The 19,050-nt window shown below is 38.1% G+C and carries 18 protein-coding genes; 4 read left to right on the top strand and 14 right to left on the bottom strand.

Translation table 11 applies throughout. From position 1 onward, the window contains the following. Positions 1–34: 34 nt before the first annotated feature. From GQR54_RS04645 to GQR54_RS04655, 3 genes are read right to left on the bottom strand one after another with little or no spacing between them, the layout of a single operon-like run. Positions 35–2,071: an FUSC family protein gene (locus GQR54_RS04645; protein WP_166376698.1), complete on the bottom strand. Its 2,037-nt coding sequence runs from the start codon at positions 2,069–2,071 to the stop codon at positions 35–37. A gap of 10 nt (positions 2,072–2,081) precedes the next feature. Continuing rightward, on the bottom strand, positions 2,082–2,942 hold the full coding sequence (locus GQR54_RS04650; protein ID WP_166376699.1) for an HlyD family secretion protein: 861 nt from the start codon (positions 2,940–2,942) through the stop codon (positions 2,082–2,084). A gap of 5 nt (positions 2,943–2,947) precedes the next feature. Then, complete coding sequence (locus tag GQR54_RS04655) at positions 2,948–3,151, bottom strand: DUF1656 domain-containing protein (RefSeq protein ID WP_024611208.1); 204 nt, start codon at positions 3,149–3,151, stop codon at positions 2,948–2,950. Positions 3,152–3,547: 396 nt separating this feature from the next. On the opposite strand from GQR54_RS04655, the gene GQR54_RS04660 reads away from it, so the two are divergent. The 3 genes from GQR54_RS04660 to GQR54_RS04670 are packed head-to-tail and all read left to right on the top strand — an operon-like array spanning position 3,548 to position 6,074. Next, entirely contained in the window at positions 3,548–4,657 is a 1,110-nt protein-coding gene (locus GQR54_RS04660) for a YjgN family protein (protein WP_166376700.1), read from the top strand. A 9-nt stretch (positions 4,658–4,666) separates the two neighbouring features. Beyond that, complete coding sequence (locus tag GQR54_RS04665) at positions 4,667–5,689, top strand: M48 family metallopeptidase (protein WP_166376701.1); 1,023 nt, start codon at positions 4,667–4,669, stop codon at positions 5,687–5,689. After that, positions 5,676–6,074: a DoxX-like family protein gene (locus GQR54_RS04670; RefSeq protein WP_166376702.1), complete on the top strand. Its 399-nt coding sequence runs from the start codon at positions 5,676–5,678 to the stop codon at positions 6,072–6,074. Before GQR54_RS04665 ends, GQR54_RS04670 begins: the two co-directional genes overlap by 14 nt. Positions 6,075–6,128: 54 nt before the next feature. Here GQR54_RS04670 and speB read toward each other — a convergent pair whose 3' ends face one another. The 6 genes from speB to GQR54_RS04700 all read right to left on the bottom strand — a co-directional run bounded on the left by speB (position 6,129) and on the right by GQR54_RS04700 (position 13,972). Continuing rightward, complete coding sequence (gene speB, locus GQR54_RS04675; RefSeq protein WP_166376703.1) at positions 6,129–7,052, bottom strand: agmatinase; 924 nt, start codon at positions 7,050–7,052, stop codon at positions 6,129–6,131. Between the two features lie 3 nt (positions 7,053–7,055). Continuing rightward, positions 7,056–8,969 carry a biosynthetic arginine decarboxylase gene (speA, locus tag GQR54_RS04680; protein ID WP_033029053.1) on the bottom strand — a complete coding sequence of 638 codons (1,914 nt, stop codon included), beginning with the start codon at positions 8,967–8,969 and terminating at the stop codon, positions 7,056–7,058. A gap of 348 nt (positions 8,970–9,317) precedes the next feature. After that, positions 9,318–9,539: an EexN family lipoprotein gene (locus GQR54_RS04685; RefSeq protein WP_166376704.1), complete on the bottom strand. Its 222-nt coding sequence runs from the start codon at positions 9,537–9,539 to the stop codon at positions 9,318–9,320. A gap of 182 nt (positions 9,540–9,721) precedes the next feature. Beyond that, positions 9,722–10,591 (bottom strand): MYG1 family protein, encoded by an 870-nt coding sequence (locus tag GQR54_RS04690; RefSeq protein ID WP_166376705.1) that lies wholly within the window; start codon positions 10,589–10,591, stop codon positions 9,722–9,724. Between the two features lie 279 nt (positions 10,592–10,870). Beyond that, positions 10,871–11,332: a GNAT family N-acetyltransferase gene (locus tag GQR54_RS04695; protein ID WP_166376706.1), complete on the bottom strand. Its 462-nt coding sequence runs from the start codon at positions 11,330–11,332 to the stop codon at positions 10,871–10,873. A 387-nt stretch (positions 11,333–11,719) separates the two neighbouring features. Beyond that, positions 11,720–13,972, bottom strand: a complete 2,253-nt coding sequence (locus GQR54_RS04700) for an EAL domain-containing protein (protein ID WP_166376799.1) — start codon at positions 13,970–13,972, stop codon at positions 11,720–11,722. A gap of 291 nt (positions 13,973–14,263) precedes the next feature. On the opposite strand from GQR54_RS04700, the gene cysZ reads away from it, so the two are divergent. Then, on the top strand, positions 14,264–14,992 hold the full coding sequence (cysZ, locus tag GQR54_RS04705) for a sulfate transporter CysZ (RefSeq protein ID WP_166376707.1): 729 nt from the start codon (positions 14,264–14,266) through the stop codon (positions 14,990–14,992). Positions 14,993–15,039: 47 nt separating this feature from the next. Here cysZ and rlmM read toward each other — a convergent pair whose 3' ends face one another. From rlmM to kdsA, 5 genes are all read right to left on the bottom strand, one after another. After that, positions 15,040–16,125, bottom strand: coding sequence for a 23S rRNA (cytidine(2498)-2'-O)-methyltransferase RlmM (gene rlmM / locus GQR54_RS04710; RefSeq protein WP_166376708.1), 1,086 nt, complete (start codon positions 16,123–16,125; stop codon positions 15,040–15,042). Between the two features lie 17 nt (positions 16,126–16,142). After that, positions 16,143–16,511, bottom strand: a complete 369-nt coding sequence (locus tag GQR54_RS04715; protein ID WP_007583972.1) for a DUF423 domain-containing protein — start codon at positions 16,509–16,511, stop codon at positions 16,143–16,145. A 19-nt stretch (positions 16,512–16,530) separates the two neighbouring features. Continuing rightward, positions 16,531–17,166: an alpha/beta family hydrolase gene (locus GQR54_RS04720; RefSeq protein ID WP_166376709.1), complete on the bottom strand. Its 636-nt coding sequence runs from the start codon at positions 17,164–17,166 to the stop codon at positions 16,531–16,533. Positions 17,167–17,168: 2 nt separating this feature from the next. After that, positions 17,169–18,071, bottom strand: coding sequence for a transcriptional regulator GcvA (locus tag GQR54_RS04725; RefSeq protein ID WP_166376710.1), 903 nt, complete (start codon positions 18,069–18,071; stop codon positions 17,169–17,171). Between the two features lie 121 nt (positions 18,072–18,192). Further along, on the bottom strand, positions 18,193–19,047 hold the full coding sequence (gene kdsA, locus GQR54_RS04730; RefSeq protein ID WP_166376711.1) for a 3-deoxy-8-phosphooctulonate synthase: 855 nt from the start codon (positions 19,045–19,047) through the stop codon (positions 18,193–18,195). Between the last annotated feature and the right edge of the window lie 3 nt (positions 19,048–19,050).

Here is a 19,050-nt window from a genome sequence, read left to right on the forward strand (position 1 = left end):
TATAACATCTGAACTCGAAAAGCAGCGAATGAGGTTAATTTATCTTGCTGGCACTTCTTTCAAAGGTCAGATTAATGCGAATAAACATCCCTTTTATTGCTTCTAATTGGTTTGAATCACCAACAGATGCGGCTAATTCGTTATAAAGATTATCAGACGCTTGCTTAAAGTTTTCATCAAACTTACCTTTGGTAGCAAGCATAAATGCATCAGCCAACGTGCGTTGCCACTCATTTAAGTATTTTAGCTTTGTGTCACCAGCAAGGTTTTCGCAAATTGATTTTAATCGCACTGAGGCATGCCCTAAGTTTAGACCGGTTAGAGCCAGATCGGTAATAGCGCGTGAGTGTGAACCCTGATCGTAATTAGTTAAACGGATTAACCTATCAGCCATGCGGCGGTTGTACCAAATACTCGGAGTTTGATGGGTATTTATTTCGAGTAAATCTTTATAGGTAGCCTTAAAAACACGATGAACAAGTAACTGAACACTTGGTCCTGTAAATAACTGAAAAATCCAAAATAAAATACTCACGCCAGCAAAAATAGCGATTGCAGAACTAAGTGTATAATCAATTGAAAACGCAAGGCTCATATCCGTACTGGGCCTAACCAAAATAGTAAATGGAATACAAAACCCTAAGCCGTATGGCAATGTTTGTTGATCAGCGAGCAACAGCAAGCCCAAAAAATACGGGCCAGCTAATACAAGCAACAATATTTCTAATTGCCCACCACTTTGCGACAGTAAATTTAGCGCATAAAAAATAGTCACAAAAGTAGCAACAATTATACCTGCCAACAAACGTTTAATTACAACCTGTAAAATAGCCAAGGGTATTCGCGCCAGCATTATCGAAAATATGACCGGTAAAATCATAATTAATAATGCAGCTGAAGAACCTGTATTAATCCAAATAAATGCGCCGATAGAAAACACCAAAGCAGTTCTAAATCCAACAATAATGCCAGCTAATGGGTCGCGATATGTAAGCATACTGGGTGTATTTAATAATGTTTTATCGCGTTGTTCTAAAGCTCTGTATGCCCGTAGTAAAATTGTTAAGTCGGCTGCCACTTCTAAACTCACATTGAGCATGTGAGATTCAAATGGCGAATCACATACCGTATTTGCTCTATAGTCGGTTAGCTCTTTACGTAGCATTTTAACTTGTTCGGCGCAGTAATCAAAATCGTCAGATTCTTTAATTTGCGCGAATACGTGTTTAAGTTTACTTATTAATTTGTCTAATGTGGGAGTAATAAGGTCTGCGTGGTTTCGTTGCAGGCGACCAATTATTTGAATTGAAGCCAGTAAAGAAAGTACTTTTTGCGACAATTGATTTGCAGCACGTGATCGCCCTGGACCTTTTGGCCCTTCGTACCTTACTGCGCTGGAGTCTTCGTTTATAGATCCTAATGTTGCCATAATGCCATCAATTTGCTGATGGCGATTTTCGTGCGAGCCTTTAGAATCAAGCTCAGTTACTAAATAATCTAACGTTTGGTTTATAACCGACCGCGCTTGTACTTGCAGTAAGTGTTTAACTTTTACAGGCCAAAACAAATGGCTCACAAGGCCTGCACATATTGAGCCTATTACTATTTCACTCACGCGCGCTTGTGCAATATCAAATATGCTTTGGCTGCTCACCATTGCCGGAGTAACCATGACTAAAAGTACAATAATAGCGGCTGTTACACCTGCCATTGCAAACGCATAAACAAAGTTTGCTTGGCGTACCATTGCCGATAACGCAGAGTTTACCCCCAACCATAATGCCAATGCACCGAGCGCTAAATAAGGGTAGAGAATTAGCTGAGTTAAAAGCAATATGCCAAATAAACCACCCACTATGGTGCCTATTATTTGGCAAATTGCTTTTTCAATAACCAATCCGCTTTGCGGGCGTAATTGCAAAAATATAGCCGAGACTAACGCCCAATAAGGTCTTTCAAGATTAAGCCACATAGCAATAGTAAGCGCCATTACCATCGCTATAACGCCCTTAGTCGCAAAAATAATTGCCTGTTTTTTAGGAAAAAACAAATTTTTTAATACAACGCCCACTGTCTTCCCCTTAACGTGTAGCGAGATGTATTGTGGCGGTCATTCCTGCGCTTAACTGTGGATCTTCGGGCAATGAATCTAACTTAATATCAACAGGAATACGTTGCGATAAACGTACCCAATTAAATGTTTGTTGTACTTGTGGTAAAAGCTGCCCGTTACTTTGTGTATTCGTATTTGCAATTGCTTTACCTACACTCATTACATGCCCCGTTAATTGCTTACCACCGCTTAGAAGCGCTATTTTAGCTTTTTGATCAGGATAAATAAGCGGTATTTTACTCTCTTCAAAGTAACCCGTTACGTAAAATGAATCTGACTGCACGATAGCAAACACAGGTGTGCCTTGAGCTACATAGTTACCTTGGCGTAAATTTAGATTAATTATTTGCCCCGATGCAGGCGCAACAATTTTAGTTCTATCAACATTTAATTGCGCAATTGTTTGCTCTGTTTTAGCTAGGTTATAATTTGCCTCAGCAATTTTGGTGTTGATACGTGTTGATTCTAGTGTTTCTTCACTTATTGCCTGTTGGGTGCTTAGCTCAACACGCCTTTCGTATTTATGTTTAGCAAGTTCCCATGTATATAGCGCATTTTCTTTATTGGCTTTACTTTTATCAAGCGCTGCTTGATAACGCTTTTGATCAACATTAAAAAGAACTTCGCCTTTTTTCACACTTTGACCATCTTTAATATTTAAAGCTGTAACCCAACCCGAAACGTCTGGAGCAACTGTAACTATGTCGGCTCGAATGCGACCGTCGCGTGTCCAAGGAGTATGCATGTAGTCAGTCCACACCCAACGCCCAGCAAAAACCGCAGCTATAACAACCACTATAGTAAAAGTAATACGCAGATAGTTAATCATTCAATTTATCTTCCACTTAGTAAATAGACGGCCAGTGCCAAGTAACAAACAAATAGTGACACTTCAAACCAAGCCACCTTCCAAATACGATCGTGCCAATCTAATCGATGCAAAACAAAACGAGTCAGCGCTGTTAAAATAAACGCAATTGGGAAATAAACAATCAGCGGGCTAAATTCTAATCCCCCCAAAACTACCGCGTGAAGCATAATAAGTATCCTAATATTATTTCAACGATGATAAGCACCAATAATTTCATTTAACTTACAGCACTATAACGGTAACAATTAATAACGGTAACAATTAATTATTTTGATATATAAATCAACTTACTTAAGTGTACCTCGGCGCGCTTAATACATAATTAATAACGTTATATTTATAATACAACTAACTCTATTTATAGTTGTTTAATTAAATATTAAAAGGTAAGCAAGTTTAAAAACACGACATGTAACAATATTTATGGAGCGCATTAAATAATGAGTGTAAAAACCTATGCACTGCCTATTTTAGGTGCTTGCAGAAAAGCTGCAAACATTATAAATATTGAATTTTGCACTAAAAATAGGTAAATTAACAAAAAAAACATGGATATAATTTTAATGGAATCAATACACCCTACCCCCTCTGAAACAACTCCACCAATAAATGAGCCAGCTGAACCTATTTTTAGCGGAAAAGTGCAGTTTAGTGGTAAAGGCGGTGAGTTTTTTGGTATTTGGATTGTAAATATATTACTTAGCGTTATTACGCTTGGCATATACTCAGCGTGGGCTAAAGTACGTACGCATCGTTATTTTTATGGCCACACCCGCATAGATGGTCATAGTTTTGACTACCTAGCAACGCCAATACAGATTTTGAAAGGTCGGATTTTAGCGATTATTGTGTTTTTTATTTACACTTTCTCTATCAGCTTTATGCCTATTTTAGGCTTGTTTATTGCTTTTGGCTTTATCTTTTTAATGCCATGGATTATTAACCAAGGTTTACGTTTTAATCTGCGTATGAGCCGCCATCGTAATGTTCGCTTTGCTTTTAAAGGCAGTTATGGCGAAGCCTTTGTTAACTTTATACTTTTGCCTATCGCCAGCATATTTACGCTTTATTTATTAATGCCTTATGTTATAAAACGTATTGATAGCTATATCCATAGCAATATTAGTTACGGTGACAAACCACTTACTGTAAATCTAAAAGGCGAAACCTATTACCTAACAGCGCTTATTTGCTTTGTAGTAAGCTCTATCACCATGGTGGTATTTATGGGAATTTTAGGATTATTTGGCCTCAATTTATTAGATGTTGAAAATCAACAAAATTTAGAAAACTCTGCTGCTATGGCTATCCTTCCTATCTTTATGATGATTGCCTATGTGCTAATGATTGCCATTGTTTCTGCTGTATGGCACGCAGCTATTAGAAATCACATTTTTGATAACAGCCATTTTGAAGGCGTTGCTACATTTAAATCAGAGCTAAAACCAATTCCTTTCGCTGTTTTACTACTCACTAACATGTTGGCTATTGTATTTTCTTTAGGGCTTGCATACCCATGGACAAAAGTACGTACATCAAAAATGCTCGCTGATGTAACTAACGTCACTATTTATCCTGGTGCATTAAACCTAGTCGATACCGCGCAAGAACAGCAGTCATCATTTGCTGAAGAAGCTGCAAACGTATTTGATATTGACCTTTCTCTAACTTAAGAGCTCACTATGCATGTAAAGGGACATTTTTTCCCCATCGCATCGAGTAACTATCAAGTGTGTGTTGCAACTATTAGCGACACACACGTTGAAGTTATCAATGATGAACACGTTATAGCTCGCCACGCAATCTCAAGTCTAAAATTAAGTTCGGGGATGGCAGGACTTGCCGACGAACTAAACTTTGAAGATGGCAGTCGTTTTATCCCTCTTGATGTAAGTTACAGATGGCCATTTAAAGAAAGTAACCATCACATAATGGAGCGCCTTGAAAAAAGTAAATGGGCAATTTTAGCCGCAGTCATATTTACACCGCTTTTTATGTGGTTAGTACTTTATAAAGCGGTACCGGCCATTGCTGTTTACAGTGTTGATACCCTGCCACGTAATGTTGTGGAACAAATGGGGGAGCAAAGCTTTACACTAATTAAAAAGATTGCGCTTGACCCAAGTGAGCTGCCCGCAGAGCAGCAAACTAAAGTACAAGCACATTTTACAAGTATGCTTAATGCGTTATCGCTTGATCAATCGGTTTATAGATTATCGTTTTATAAATCAGACAGCTTTGGTGCTAACGCGTTTGCACTACCCCATGGCCGTATCGTGGTCACAGATGATTTAGCAAATTTACTTGCCGATAAACCCAATGCACTAAAAGCGGTATTGCTACACGAAATGGGCCATGTAGTCCACCAGCATAGCGTACGTATTACAGCACAATCTGCCGCAAGTACGATTGTGTTAGCGGTTGTATTTGGTGATTTAGAAGGGGTTGCAGAGGTTGCGTTAGGTACAGGTGCATCGTTTGCTCAGCAAGGATTTTCACGAGATATGGAACGCGAGGCAGATAGCTTTGCTCTCACTCAATTAGAGTCGCTTGGGTATTCGAGTAATGACTTTGCTGATGCAATAGAGGCCCTACAAGAAAGCCATACCAGCGAAAACGAACACCTAGAAAAAGTAAATGACTTTTTAGAGTACTTGTCTAGCCACCCAAGTGCACAAGAGCGTATTGACAATGCTAGGAAATAATCGCAGTTATATTCAACTTGCTCGCTACATAGTGAGTTTAAGTTGGATATATCATGGCCTTTTTCCAAAGCTTTATCATATTGCACCACTTGAAAAATTAATGACTGGCAGTGCTGGTTTTTCAGCAGAAGTGTCTGACTTAATTACACGTTCGGCGGGTGTTGGTGAAATTATATTTGGATTGTGTTTATTTGTGTTTTATAAAAATAAACACCTAGTAATTTTAAATATTTTAGCGTTAATTGGCCTTTTACTCGCTGTAGTTGCAGTGCAGCCACAATTACTTATTGAAGCATTTAACCCTGTTACTACTAACCTGCCTCTTATTGGGCTAAGCGTTATTTGGTTAAAGGAAATTAAGCTGCAGAATAATCGATATCTCTAAATAAAAAAGGGTATGCCTGCGCATACCCTTTTTTATAGTACAAAATTTGTAAAATTAGTACTTATTTTTATGCGTCCACAAATGCAGTAATTCGCTCGCAATGGTTGCTGCGGCAATTGCGGTAAGCTCACTTTGGTCGTACGAAGGTGATACTTCTACCACATCCATACCTACCATGTTTATGCCTTTTAGCGCACGCAGTACTTTAAGTACTTTATCTGACGTTAAACCACCGCACACAGGAGTGCCTGTACCAGGCGCAAACGCAGGGTCTAAACAATCTATATCAAACGTTAAGTAAACAGGTAGGTCACCTACTCGTTCAAGTATTTGCGCTGCAATATCATTTGCATGTAAATCGTTGGCATGCATTGCATCAATCACAGCAAACTCATGTTTGCTTTGATCAAAGTCGGTACGAATACCTATTTGTATACTGTGCTCAACATCAATTAGCCCTTCCATTGGCGCATGATAAAACATAGTGCCGTGATCAAATCGCGAGCCGTTGCTATAGGTATCTGTGTGCGCATCAAAATGTACCAGCGCCATTTTGCCATGTATTTTTGCGTGAGCGCGTAACAGCGGAAGCGTCACAAAGTGATCGCCCCCTAAACCTAATAACGTTTTACCTTGGCGAAGTATTTGCTCAGCAGCCATTTCTAGTTGCGCAGTAAAATACTCAGGATCGCCAACAGGGTAAGTAAAGTCCCCTGCGTCTGCCACTTTTAAACGCTCAAACAACGGAAACGTCCACGGGTACTTAGTGTCTTCCCATGCTAAATGAACCGATGCACGACGAATCGCATCAGGACCTAAACGTGCACCAGGGCGACCCGATGTCGCTAAATCAAACGGTAAGCCTAAAACGACTACGTCTGCATCAATTGCATTAATATTTTGCACCATAGGACGACGCAAAAACGTCATCCCATTTGAGTACAATGAGTGATCTGCGTGACCAAACAAAGTCGACATTGCTTATAACTCTTCTAAATAAGTGTAGCCATCAAGGCCGCTTTGCAACTCGTCTAAAACGCTTTGCTGTTCGTGTTTTTCAATTTTAGTGCTTACTAACTGCTCGTATGATTGCTGAAAACTTTCAACATCTAAATGTACATAGCGCATCATATCGGCAACAGTGTCGCCTTGGTTTATCTCGGTAATACTTGCAACGCCTTGCTCATCCATATTAACAATTGCGCTGTGCGTATCGCCAAACAGGTTATGCATATCACCTAAAATTTCTTGATAAGCACCCACCAAGAAAAAGCCCATTAAATAAGGTTTATCAGCACTAAACTCTGGTACAGGTAATGTGCTTTCAATACCTTGTCCATCTACGTAATGTTCAAGTGCGCCATCTGAATCACAGGTTATATCAAGTAATACAGCACGTTTTTTTGGTGCTTGCGTTAAGCCACTTAATGGCAATACCGGAAACACTTGATCAATGCCCCATGCATCAGGAAGCGATTGAAATAACGAGAAGTTTACAAAAAACTTATCGGCTAAACGTACATTTAACTCGTCAATAATAGGACGATGAAAACGGTTTTTGTTATCCATGTGCTTGTTAAGTTCATAACAAATACGGATATTAATTTGCTCAGCCCACGCACGCTGCGATAAGTCTAATAAACCGAGTGCAAATTGGTTATGCGCTTCAGCTAAATCACCTTGGCTGTCGTGATAAATTTCAATTAATGCACGGTCATCCGTTAAATCAGTTAACTGTACAAACGATGCCCACATATTTTTTAATAAAAGTGGTGCATCTGCCGCTGGCGCTACTAACTCTTCTGGCGTATAACTTTCAGTACCAATAACATTGGAAATAAGCACAGCATGATGCGCTGTAAGCGCACGACCCGACTCAGAAATAATAGTCGGCATTGGTTGCTCATACTGCTTACATGTATCACCAATGGTGTACACAATGTTATTTGCATATTCAGCTAAGCTGTAATTCATAGAGTTATGCGACTGGCTACGCGTGCCGTCGTAATCAACAGCCAAACCGCCGCCTACATCAAGGCAATCAATTTCTGCGCCTAATTTACGTAGCTCACAGTAAAAACGCGCAGCTTCGCTTACACCTAAACGTACGTCACGAATGTTCGCCATTTGTGAGCCTAAGTGAAAATGTACTAGCTGAAGTAAATCAAGCTGGTTTGCGTCTTTTAAACGATTAACTACATGCAAAACTTGCGATGCAGATAAACCAAATTTTGATTTTTCGCCGCCACTCGCTTGCCATTTACCTTTACCTTGCGACGCTAAACGTACACGAATACCAATGCGTGGTTTTACGTTAAGCTCTTTTGCTTGGCTAAGTACCATGTCTAGCTCAGAAAGCTTTTCAAGTACGATATACACTTTATGACCTAGCTTTTCGCCAATAAGTGCTAAACGTACGTATTCTTTATCTTTGTAGCCATTACATACAATAACAGCGCTGGTTTTTTCAGCCAGTGCTAATACCGTAAGTAGTTCAGGCTTGCTGCCTGCTTCTAAACCAAGTTGCTTTTTTTCTACTTGTGCTTGGCTTGCTACTATTTCTTCAACCACTTCACGTTGTTGGTTTACTTTTATTGGGTAAACTAATAAGTAGTCTTTAGGGTAACCATAGTTTTCAATCGCTGTATTAAATGCGCCGCATAAGCTGTGTACACGATGGTGTAAAATTTGCGGAAAACGAACTAAAGCAGGTAAGCTTAAACCTTTATCTTGTAGTTGCTTTGCGATATCTGTTAATGCAATAGTTTGCTCTGGTGCATGAGCCTTGGGCGCAACATACACATCACCTTGATCATTAATACCAAAAAAACCTTGGCTCCAATGACGAACATTGTAGCTCGTACGAGCTTGTTCTAGTGATGTTGTTTCTTTCATTTATCTTTCTCTTTTATTTAATTAATGCCAATAATGAGTATCGGCTGATTGCGCGCATTAAAAGAAAAATAGAGATTTAAGTCCAACAAGTATTTTTACTCGTAACGAGTGATTTTTGGTGTTAAACAATTAGCTAATCAATCACGGCTCGGTAACACGTATAAAATAAGGATTTAATAAATATTTCCGCATAATATTTGTGATGCTAAGAGAGAGTTTATGAGTATATTTGAGGAACAAATTTTGCGGCGTTGTAAATCAATATGCATCTTTAAGAATAGAAAAGCTCCGCAATACTTGAAACATATTGAGGAGCTAAAATATTAAATAATATAGCTTTAAAATGAATTAATTCATTAAACCTTTAAGTACATTATCTACTAATTTTTTTTGAGCTTTAGCTACGTTATCACACTTGTCACCAAGTATTTCTCTACCTTCCATTGCTGCTTTTGAACACGATTGCATTGCTTCAGATAAAAGCTCAGGATCTTCAACATAATCATCCACAGATGGGGTACATGCAGCTAGTAATAAAACAGTTGGTATAATAAGCAGTAATTTTTTCATTTGTATTTCTTCTTTTAATTAGTTTGTAACTGAGCTTAGATTTTATGCCCAGCTACTATAGCTTCGTCCTTATAAGAATTTGATCTAGTTCAAATACATCAAAAACCGAAGAAACATAAGTGTAACATTCGAACTTTATACTATTTTCATTTTTAGTTCAATTACTTACTACAAAGCATTAATTACACTTCAAGCGCCATAGTGGCAAGTTTCATTGTGCTTTCAAACGACTTAGTGCCCGCTATAAATAAACCATTGTGACAGAACACAGCGTCGTCTATACCGGTTTCATCTACAAACGCTTGATCAGATAAACCTGACCATGCTTTAGGAAGCGGCTTTCTATCTTCAAACGAGCCAGGCTCAACGGGTACTGTTTGTAATATCCATTGCCCAGAATGCGATGGGTAGACCATGTATAACGCATCGCTTGATAAAATATGCACTGTTTTTTTCCACGGTGTGTATTTTTCAAGCACGATTACTCTGGCATCTTCTGCATTTTCAATTGCTTTAGCAACGATCGCTTTTGCATTTACACTACCGTGAGCTGAGGCGATAAAACGAATGAGCATGCGAGCTGCAAATTCAACAGCTTCATCAAAACAGATATCAAAGTTACTTTCTTCTTCCCATGTAGGATTAAACATTGAGATTGTTTGGCTCAGGCTTATCCCTTTTGATACACCTTCAACATGACCACAGTCAATGGCATCAATGGTTGAAACTAAGCCTGAATCCACTCTATCAGCAACAGCTTGGTTATCATCACATAGCGCTAAGCCGTATTTTTTCCACACTAAACCAAATGATGAAAAAGGGATGCCATTCTCTCGCTCGCCTGCACCACCACGTTGATGATGATCAAAGCGATTAGTTTCAGGATCGTATTCGCCACCTACATCAATTACAAAGCCGGCACTTTCTATAAGCGCTTTATCGCGAGTACGTACCAGTTTAAACGTTGGCAAAACATGTTTAAGTACCGCAATACTAAAAACGTCATCTGCATGAAAATTACCATTGTGGGTTACTACTGTTATTTCGCTCATTTGTTTATTGCTACTTTTAGAAAAGATAAAAATTCTCGCTTTGTAAGTTAGTCACTAATTATCGAGGCAGATTTTATACGAAGACAGGTGTTAAAAACAGTGAAGTATTTTTTGCATCACCATAAAAGCATTTTTATAGTGATTAGTTTGCTCATGGCGTTTATTGCAAAGCAATAATAAGTAGCTTCTTTAAGCTAATCTAAATTAGAATAAAATGAATGATCATGGACCTGATATTTACGACACATTAAGCTTTAACATGTCGTAGCGTTAATAAGCTTATTGGCTAAGCCCTAATTCCATGAATACACTTTGTGGGTTATCTACATATGAGCCAAAACTGCTACAGCGTTTAAAGCCTAAATTTTCATATAAATTGATTGATTTTATTTGTTTTGGACCTGTTTCTAAACGTATTAACGGGATTTTCTTTTCGCCAGCTTGATGTAATAAAATCTGCATAATACGTCTTGATAGCCCTTTACCACGATGACTTGGTTTTACATATAAACGTCTTATTTCGCCATAAGGCTGAGTATCAAATTTCTCTACAATCGCACCACAGGCAATAATACCTTCATCAGTTTTTAAACCAATAGCATACACATTGGGTAAGGTTAATTCGTTTAACTCCAGAGACTGCGCTGTAGCAACAGGATATAAAGAATTTATAAGTCGGTCTATATCGTCAAATACATTTACTACATCGGGATCATTAGGGTTCAAATCGACTAACTGCATAAAGCTTCCATTCATTGTTATAAGTTTACTAAGCTTTAAATAATATATTCAAGCGGGCGTAGCTTAGCATTGTTTAACCAAAAAATCTTTAGTCCTTATTTAGCATATAATTTGGGTAATTCTAGCAGCTAGAAAAAGCAAAAATGACCTAGCACATACGAAGTTTCTACTTGGTTATTGGTTATTGGTTATTAGCAATTAATAAATATTGGCCTTTAAGTAATCAATTTTGGAGATAACCGTGTCGATAACAAGGCAAAAATTTCGTTATTTAGTTGTTATCACTAATTGCTTCTGGATTGATCTACTTCCTGCATCTACGCAGTCGTATATCAGAAATTTTTAACACTGTTAGCGTCAGATTTAATCCCAAAAATTGATTTAGTATTATTGCAGATTGGTTTTAGCACTATGCCATTTTAAATAACGCTCTTTATCCATCGGCTTTGCAACTAAGTAGCCTTGCATAGTGTCAATGTTCATTTTTTTAAGTAAGTCATATTGCTCTGCTGTTTCTACGCCCTCTGCAACTACGGCTAAGTTTAAACTTTTTCCTAAACTAATAATTGTTTGCGCAATATTAAAGCCAATTCCATTATCTAAAATTTTATCAATAAAGTTTTTATCTATTTTCAATTCTTTAACAGGAAGCGCACTTAAATAAGCTAAGCAAGAGTACCCTGTTCCAAAATCGTCAATAGAAAATAAAAAGCCAGCCGCAATGAGCTCTTTCATTTGCCTAATTGTATAATCTATATCACTAGAGAGCATTGACTCGGTTATTTCTAACTTAATTTGTGATGCTCGAATATCAAATTTATTGATAGTGTTGAACAGCTCACCTTTTAAATTTGATGAATTGAACTGACTTTGACTAATATTAATTGAAACACTAAACGAGTCGTCAATGATAGTGCTTACTTTAAGCTCGTTAATTAAAATACATATATCATGCAAAACAATATTTTGTAGTTTTTGAATAAGTCCGTATTGCTCCGCAATAGGTATAAATTCGTTTGCTGTTATCAGCCCTCTTTGAGGATGGTTCCACCTAATGAGAGCTTCAGCACCAACAACATCCCCCTGCGTATTCATCTGTGGCTGAAAGTAAGCACAAAACTCATTAGACGCAATCGCTCTCACTATGTCGGTTTCTAGCTCTGTTTGCTTTTCAAGTAATGTTTGCAAGGCTGGATCGTAAAAGCTGCTGCTATTACCCCCTTTCTTTTTAGAGCGATACATAGCAGTATCTGCAAATTTTAATATATTGCCAGCCTGTGTATTTACGCTATCAATTAGGCAAATACCGATGCTACAACTTACTTGAAACGCAAGCTTGCCCACTTCAAACTTATCATGAAAAGCTTTTTGAATTTCTTTAGTAACGCTTTTGCACTCAAGGCTAGCTTGCTGTGTATTTTGCCCAACGCATTTAAGTAGAATAATAAATTCATCACCGCCCGCTCGAGCCAACGTATCGGAGCCTTTTATTATTTCGCTTAACCTTTTTGATAACTCTACAAGTACTTCATCGCCCGCACTGTGCCCTAGCGAGTCGTTAATACGCTTAAAGTTATCTAGGTCTAAAAATAATAATGCTCCTATATTTTTGGTACATTTTACATTTTCTACACATATGCTTAATCTGTCGCTAAGCATTCTTCTATTTGGAAGGCTAGTTAATGGATCGTAAAAAGCGAGTTTATGGACTTCTTGCTCTGCTTTTTTCCTTATTGAAATATCTCTGGCCATCCATACTATATGCCTTTTTGTAGGATTGTTAGGATGGTAATGATCTAATGCAGCAGCTCGGCCTTCAAAAACTATACTCCCTTTCGGGACATTTAATTCATATTCAAATATTTGCATCTCGTTAGTCGAAAGTGTTTTTTCAATTACGTCCATTATCATCTGCGCATCTTTTTGAGGAAGCAGATCTTGAACGTTTCCACCAATAAGATCCGTAGTCGAATCAAGCAGTAACTCATTAGAGGTACCATAAATATCGGTATATACACCATCTTCACTTAAGATGAGGATGAGATCAGGCATTACTTTGGTGAAGGCTTTGAATTTTTCATTACTGTGCTGTAAATTAACGACGAGCTGTTTTGTCTTCTCAAATTCGTTACTTTTCTCAAGAGCAATACTTGAAAAGTGCACAAAAAAATCTATTAATTCTAAATCTTGCTCTGATGGAGCTTTAGGGGTGCTGTGATAAATAGCAAAGGTGCCTAACAAATCAGCTTGAGTTGAAAAAATAGGTGTTGACCAACATGACTTAAGATCAAACTTTAGCGCTAAATCTTTAAATTCCTCCCACAGCGGTGAGGTTTCAATATTTTCTACAATTGTGCGAGATCTCGAGAATGCTGCTGTACCACATGATCCCACCTTTGGCCCTATGTGAACCCCATTAAGCAAACTACAGTACTCTGGATGAATATTAGGGGCTGCGCAATGAAAAAGCTGCTGGCCTTTAACTGATAAAATAGAACACCTAGCAGATTCATCATCAATAATCTGCTCTATTGATAAACAAATTTCAGTAAGTACTTCATTTAAAGGTACCCCTAATGCAATTTTAGATAAAATACCTTGCTGGTGAGATAATAACTTTTTTAACCTATCAGTACCCATTTCCATTTGCTCGCATTATTTATACATATTGATACAACAAAAAGCCTCAAGCAGATGCTTTTTTTCTACGTAGTAAAGTTAAGTATAGTCATGATTATTAAGTTTTTTATTTTATTAGTAAAAAAGCAATCAGCCCGACCTCTATTAATAATTACATATTTATGAACGCCTATTACTACTATATGAGTAAAACCAACGTATTAAAGCTAACACTTTGTTACTTAAAAATACTGTTCAAAATAATTAAGCTATTTATACTGTCGCTAATGGTGAATATTTTTTGAGGTTACAGTGCAGATCACACAAGGTATGGAATATTTTTTTTCGGGATTTAAATTAATTAGCCAAAAAGGGTTAAAGCGTTTTGTACTTATCCCGCTTTTAATTAATGTTTTACTATTTGGTAGTTCGTTGTTTTTCTTATTTGGATGGCTAAGTGATAGCTTTAGCTACATCAGTAACATGCTACCAGAATGGTTAAGCTGGCTTGAATGGCTAATGTGGCCAATTGCTGTATTAGTCGTATTATTTAGCTACAGTATGCTATTTACTATAATTACTAATTTTATTGCAGCCCCCTTTAATGCTTTATTAAGCGAAAAAGTGGAGCTTTATTTAACGGGTCAAAAAATTAATGATGACGGTTTTTCTGAATTAGTTAAAGATGTACCTAGAATGCTTGCCCGTGAGTGGACAAAGCTTTGTTACTACCTTCCCCGCGCTATTGGCTTTTTTATATTACTTTGGATATTACCTGTCATAGGGCAAATTCTGTGGGTGTTATTTACCTGTTGGATGTACGCTGTGCAATACGAAGACTATGCGTTTGATAACCACAAAATTGACTTTAAACAGATGAAAGACGATTTAAAAGCTAAACAAGGTTTGTCATATGGGTTTGGTTTTGCCGTTATGCTATTAACCGCTATACCATTTATAAACTTAATCGTTATGCCCGTTGCAGTGTGTGGTGCAACGCGTTTATGGGTTGATAACTATCGTCCTAAATACAGAAATTAAAAGTAAAAATGGGTCTAGCGACCCATTTTTACTACCACATGAAAATGTTAGCTGTATAGATTTTGTGGCACTTTAGTCACATTTAAATGAACGGTTATTTCCTCACGATCATGATAGAGATGTTTAGCTTGTAACTCGTAATTAATACCATGTTTCTCAAGCTCTTTTCTGATCATCGAAAGACACTCATAAACACTATCAAAGCGCTTTTTCATAGGTAGCTTTAAGTTAAATATAAACTCTTTTGCGTATGCATTTACTGCCCAGTCAATCATTAGCGTCGTCACTTTGGTTGGTTTTTCTACCATATCGCACACTAACCAAGTAATATTTCTTTTTTCTGGGCGATATTTAAAACCATCTGCTCTAAAATGTTTAACTTGCCCCGTTTGCATTAAATCGTCGTTCATTGGACCGTTATCAATCGCACTTACAAACATACCACGGCGTACAAGCTGATAAGTCCAACCACCCGGGCATGCACCTAAATCAACACTGCGCATACCCGCTGCCACGCGTGATTCACGTTGCTGCTCAGGAATAAATACATTAAACGCTTCATCGAGTTTTAACGTTGAACGACTCGGTGCATCGCTTGGCATACGAAGGCGTAAAATACCCATGAAAAATGGAGAATTATTAAAGCTATACGAGTAACCAACATAAGCCGTATTGTTTGTTAAAAACATGACATGCATTACTGGGCGGTTTGCTTTTGGCTCTCGCAGTACTGTATTTTGTTTTTCGAGGGCTTTTTTAAGCGGCGTTGATATTTTTTTACAGAACGTTAAAAGCTCTTTGCCTTCATTTGTATCTGGCGTTTCTACACGTAGCTCTGAGCACAATGTAAAATCTTTAGCAGCTTCAACTACTGCACTTACACGGTCCTCTACTGGCATGTTTTCAAGTAATGTGCCGGCAAACCATTGGCGTGCAAACACCATATTTTTAAAATCGACTTTTTTGATTATTTCGTCGCTGTGATGCGCTTCAAAACATTCGTAAACAACATAACCTGTATTTGGCTTTGCTTTTACATACCCTGCAAAACCCTGCTCTGCAGCATGAAACGTTATTTCAGCAGCGGCATCGCTTTCAAAACCACTACGACAATAAATCACAACACTAGACATATTAACCCTTAAACTCTTTAAAACTTAAATCGTGCAACTTGCACTAAAATAACAATCCAACCAATAATAAAGCACAATCCACCAAGCGGTGTTATCGGCCCTAGCCACTTCATATCTGTTAGAGCGAGTAAATATAAACTGCCACTAAAAAGTAGTGTGCCCGTTATAAAAAAGCCACCAGCCCAACTCAGGTTTATGCCCCATTTAATTAAAATAGCCACCGCAATAAGTGCAAGGCCATGCACCATTTGATACTCAGCAGCTGTTTTAAAAACCCCTAATGAATACTCCGATAAACGGCTTTTTAAACCATGGGCAGCAAATGCACCTAACATAACCGAGAGCATACAAAAAATACTGCCGGCCATTAAAAATAATTTAATCATCTAATCCCCTAATCGAGTCTTAACACATCTCTACTTGTTGCTTAATAAATTCAACGGCACTTAACGCTGCTGTTTCTCTATTTTGCAGTTCAGTTACGCCACTTTTTTTACGTGGTTTTAATGAATGATCGCCATCAGTCAGCCATGTGAGTAAAGGCTGTTTTGGCATTTCCATAGTAAGTAGTTCTTCACGTGTACCAAATGTATCTCGCTCGCCCTGTAATACTAAAAAAGGGCAAACAATATCAGCAAAATGATCGGTGCGTAACTTTTCTGGCTTACCCGGCGGATGAAATGGATAACCAAATGCAATAACACCCGAAAGTCTTTGCTCTGTGCTGCACGCAAGCATTGATGCCATGCGTCCGCCCATCGATTTACCGCCTATAAATAACGGTAAATCTGGCTGCGTTTGCGCAAGTATTTGCTCATAATAAATAAGTAGCTTTGGCGCTCGCTCGGGAGGCCTACGTTTATTGGTTTGTTTAGCAATTTGCATATACTCAAAATCAAATAAACCAACATCAACACCTTGCTCGCTTATTAATTTTGCCATGTGCTGCATAAAGTCAGAATCGCTACCAGCGCCTGCGCCATGCGCAAATATAAACTGTGCAATTGCAGGTTGCGCCGTGCTTTTAAACCATTCAATCATTATTAATACTCATATTCCTGCTCATGCTCTACTAAGCTCAGCATCCACTCTTTAAACGAGACTATTTTACCAAGCTCTGTTTGCGATTCACGAAGTACTAAGTAATATGCATTTTTACTCTCTAAACTGTGATTAAACGGAATAACCAAACGCCCTGCATCTATATCAGGTTTAGCTAATACACTATTACCAATTGCCACACCTTGCCCATGCACTGCAGCTTGTAACACCATTGAAGAGTGACTAAATATAGGCCCTTGATTAACCTGAATGTTACGCACACCTGCGGTTTTCATCCACGTTTTCCAGTTTTTACGTGTCGTGTCATGCAATAAGGTGTGATGCGCTAAATCACTAGGTTGATCAAGCGGCTTTGGCCCGCTTAATAACATAGGACTACAAAGTGGTACTAAATATTCGGTATGAAGTTTGTACGCTTGTACGCCATTCCAATGACCTCTTCCATAGTAAATAGCAATATCTACGTCATCAGTCAGTGAGTTTTCATCTTGATCTTGCGCTTTTATTCGCACGTCTATCTCTGGGTGTAACTCATTGAATAAACTCAAACGAGGTACCAACCATTGAATAGCAAAACTGGGTGTTAAGCTTACTGTTAATGAACCTTTAGCACCACGGGCTAATAGCTTTTCAGTGGCATCAATAAGCTGAGTAAAAATCTCTTTTATATCTAAAAAATAGCCTTGGCCTTCTTCAGTTAATAGTAATGAGCGATTTTTACGTAAAAACAACTTTAAGCCTAAATGTTCTTCTAGTGTTTTTATTTGATGACTTACTGCCGCCTGCGTTACATAGAGCTCTTCTGCAGCCTTCGTAAAACTTAAATGGCGCGCAGCCGCTTCAAAGGCTTTTAATGCGTTTAATGGAGGTACCCGTCTTGACATAATAACCAAGCTTAGAATTAGTTTTTCTTATGCGTGGGATTATATACATCATATAAGTTTGTGTATATTAAAGGCATAAAAAAAGCGACCTGAGTCGCTTTTTAATAAACATCATGCTTAATTATAAATCGCTTGCACTTGTATCAAGTGGGGCAAAGCTTTTAATTAAATCATCAACTGCTTTCATTTGCGTTAAGTACCCTTCTAACTTACTAAGTGCTAACGCACATGGGCCATCACATTTAGCTTCGTTAGGATTTGGATGCGCCTCAATAAATAAACCTGCAATACCCAGCGCCATACCGCTGCGCGCAAGCTCTGCAGCTTGTGCACGACGACCATCAGCAGAATCAGCTCGGCCACCTGGGCGTTGAAGTGCATGTGTTGCATCAAAAATAACAGGCGCCATTGCTTTCATGTCATCCATACCCAGCATATCAACCACTAAGTTGTTGTAACCAAAGCTAGAACCACGCTCACAAAGTGCGATGTTATTATTACCCGCTTCATTAAATTTAGTAATGATATGGCGCATTTCGTGTGGCGCTAAAAACTGTGGTTTTTTCACGTTAATAATTGCACCTGTTTTAGCCATCGCCACAACTAAATCTGTTTGACGTGCTAAAAAGGCTGGTAACTGAATTACATCAACAACTTCAGCAACAGGTGCTGCTTGATGCGGTTCGTGTACATCGGTAATAAGCGGTATGTTGAAGGTGTTTTTAATCTCTTCAAATATTTTTAAACCTTCTTCCATACCAGGACCACGGTACGAATTTATTGAAGAACGGTTAGCCTTATCAAATGACGCTTTAAATACATAAGGAATATTGAGTTTCGTCGTAACTTCTACGTAGTGCTCTGCAACACGCATAGCTAAATCGCGAGATTCTAATACGTTAATACCACCGAACAATACAAACGGTTTGTTGTTTGCTAGTTCAATTTCGTTGATTTTAATAATTTTATCTTTCATTTA

The sequence above is a fragment of the Pseudoalteromonas sp. Z9A4 genome (genome assembly GCF_011378845.1).
Taxonomy (GTDB): Bacteria; Pseudomonadota; Gammaproteobacteria; order Enterobacterales; family Alteromonadaceae; genus Pseudoalteromonas; species Pseudoalteromonas arctica.

Excerpts from the sequence above, each read along its gene's own strand:
- GQR54_RS04650 (WP_166376699.1), bottom strand. The coding sequence starts at position 2,942 with ATGATTAACTATCTGCGTATTACTTTTACTATAGTGGTTGTTATAGCT.
- GQR54_RS04655 (WP_024611208.1), bottom strand. The coding sequence starts at position 3,151 with ATGCTTCACGCGGTAGTTTTGGGGGGATTAGAATTTAGCCCGCTGATT.
- GQR54_RS04660 (WP_166376700.1), top strand. The coding sequence starts at position 3,548 with ATGGAATCAATACACCCTACCCCCTCTGAAACAACTCCACCAATAAAT.
- GQR54_RS04665 (WP_166376701.1), top strand. The coding sequence starts at position 4,667 with ATGCATGTAAAGGGACATTTTTTCCCCATCGCATCGAGTAACTATCAA.
- GQR54_RS04670 (WP_166376702.1), top strand. The coding sequence starts at position 5,676 with ATGCTAGGAAATAATCGCAGTTATATTCAACTTGCTCGCTACATAGTG.
- speB (WP_166376703.1), bottom strand. The coding sequence starts at position 7,052 with ATGTCGACTTTGTTTGGTCACGCAGATCACTCATTGTACTCAAATGGG.
- speA (WP_033029053.1), bottom strand. The coding sequence starts at position 8,969 with ATGAAAGAAACAACATCACTAGAACAAGCTCGTACGAGCTACAATGTT.
- GQR54_RS04685 (WP_166376704.1), bottom strand. The coding sequence starts at position 9,539 with ATGAAAAAATTACTGCTTATTATACCAACTGTTTTATTACTAGCTGCA.
- GQR54_RS04690 (WP_166376705.1), bottom strand. The coding sequence starts at position 10,591 with ATGAGCGAAATAACAGTAGTAACCCACAATGGTAATTTTCATGCAGAT.
- GQR54_RS04695 (WP_166376706.1), bottom strand. The coding sequence starts at position 11,332 with ATGCAGTTAGTCGATTTGAACCCTAATGATCCCGATGTAGTAAATGTA.
- GQR54_RS04700 (WP_166376799.1), bottom strand. The coding sequence starts at position 13,972 with ATGGGTACTGATAGGTTAAAAAAGTTATTATCTCACCAGCAAGGTATT.
- rlmM (WP_166376708.1), bottom strand. The coding sequence starts at position 16,125 with ATGTCTAGTGTTGTGATTTATTGTCGTAGTGGTTTTGAAAGCGATGCC.
- GQR54_RS04715 (WP_007583972.1), bottom strand. The coding sequence starts at position 16,511 with ATGATTAAATTATTTTTAATGGCCGGCAGTATTTTTTGTATGCTCTCG.
- GQR54_RS04720 (WP_166376709.1), bottom strand. The coding sequence starts at position 17,166 with ATGATTGAATGGTTTAAAAGCACGGCGCAACCTGCAATTGCACAGTTT.
- GQR54_RS04725 (WP_166376710.1), bottom strand. The coding sequence starts at position 18,071 with ATGTCAAGACGGGTACCTCCATTAAACGCATTAAAAGCCTTTGAAGCG.
- kdsA (WP_166376711.1), bottom strand. The coding sequence starts at position 19,047 with ATGAAAGATAAAATTATTAAAATCAACGAAATTGAACTAGCAAACAAC.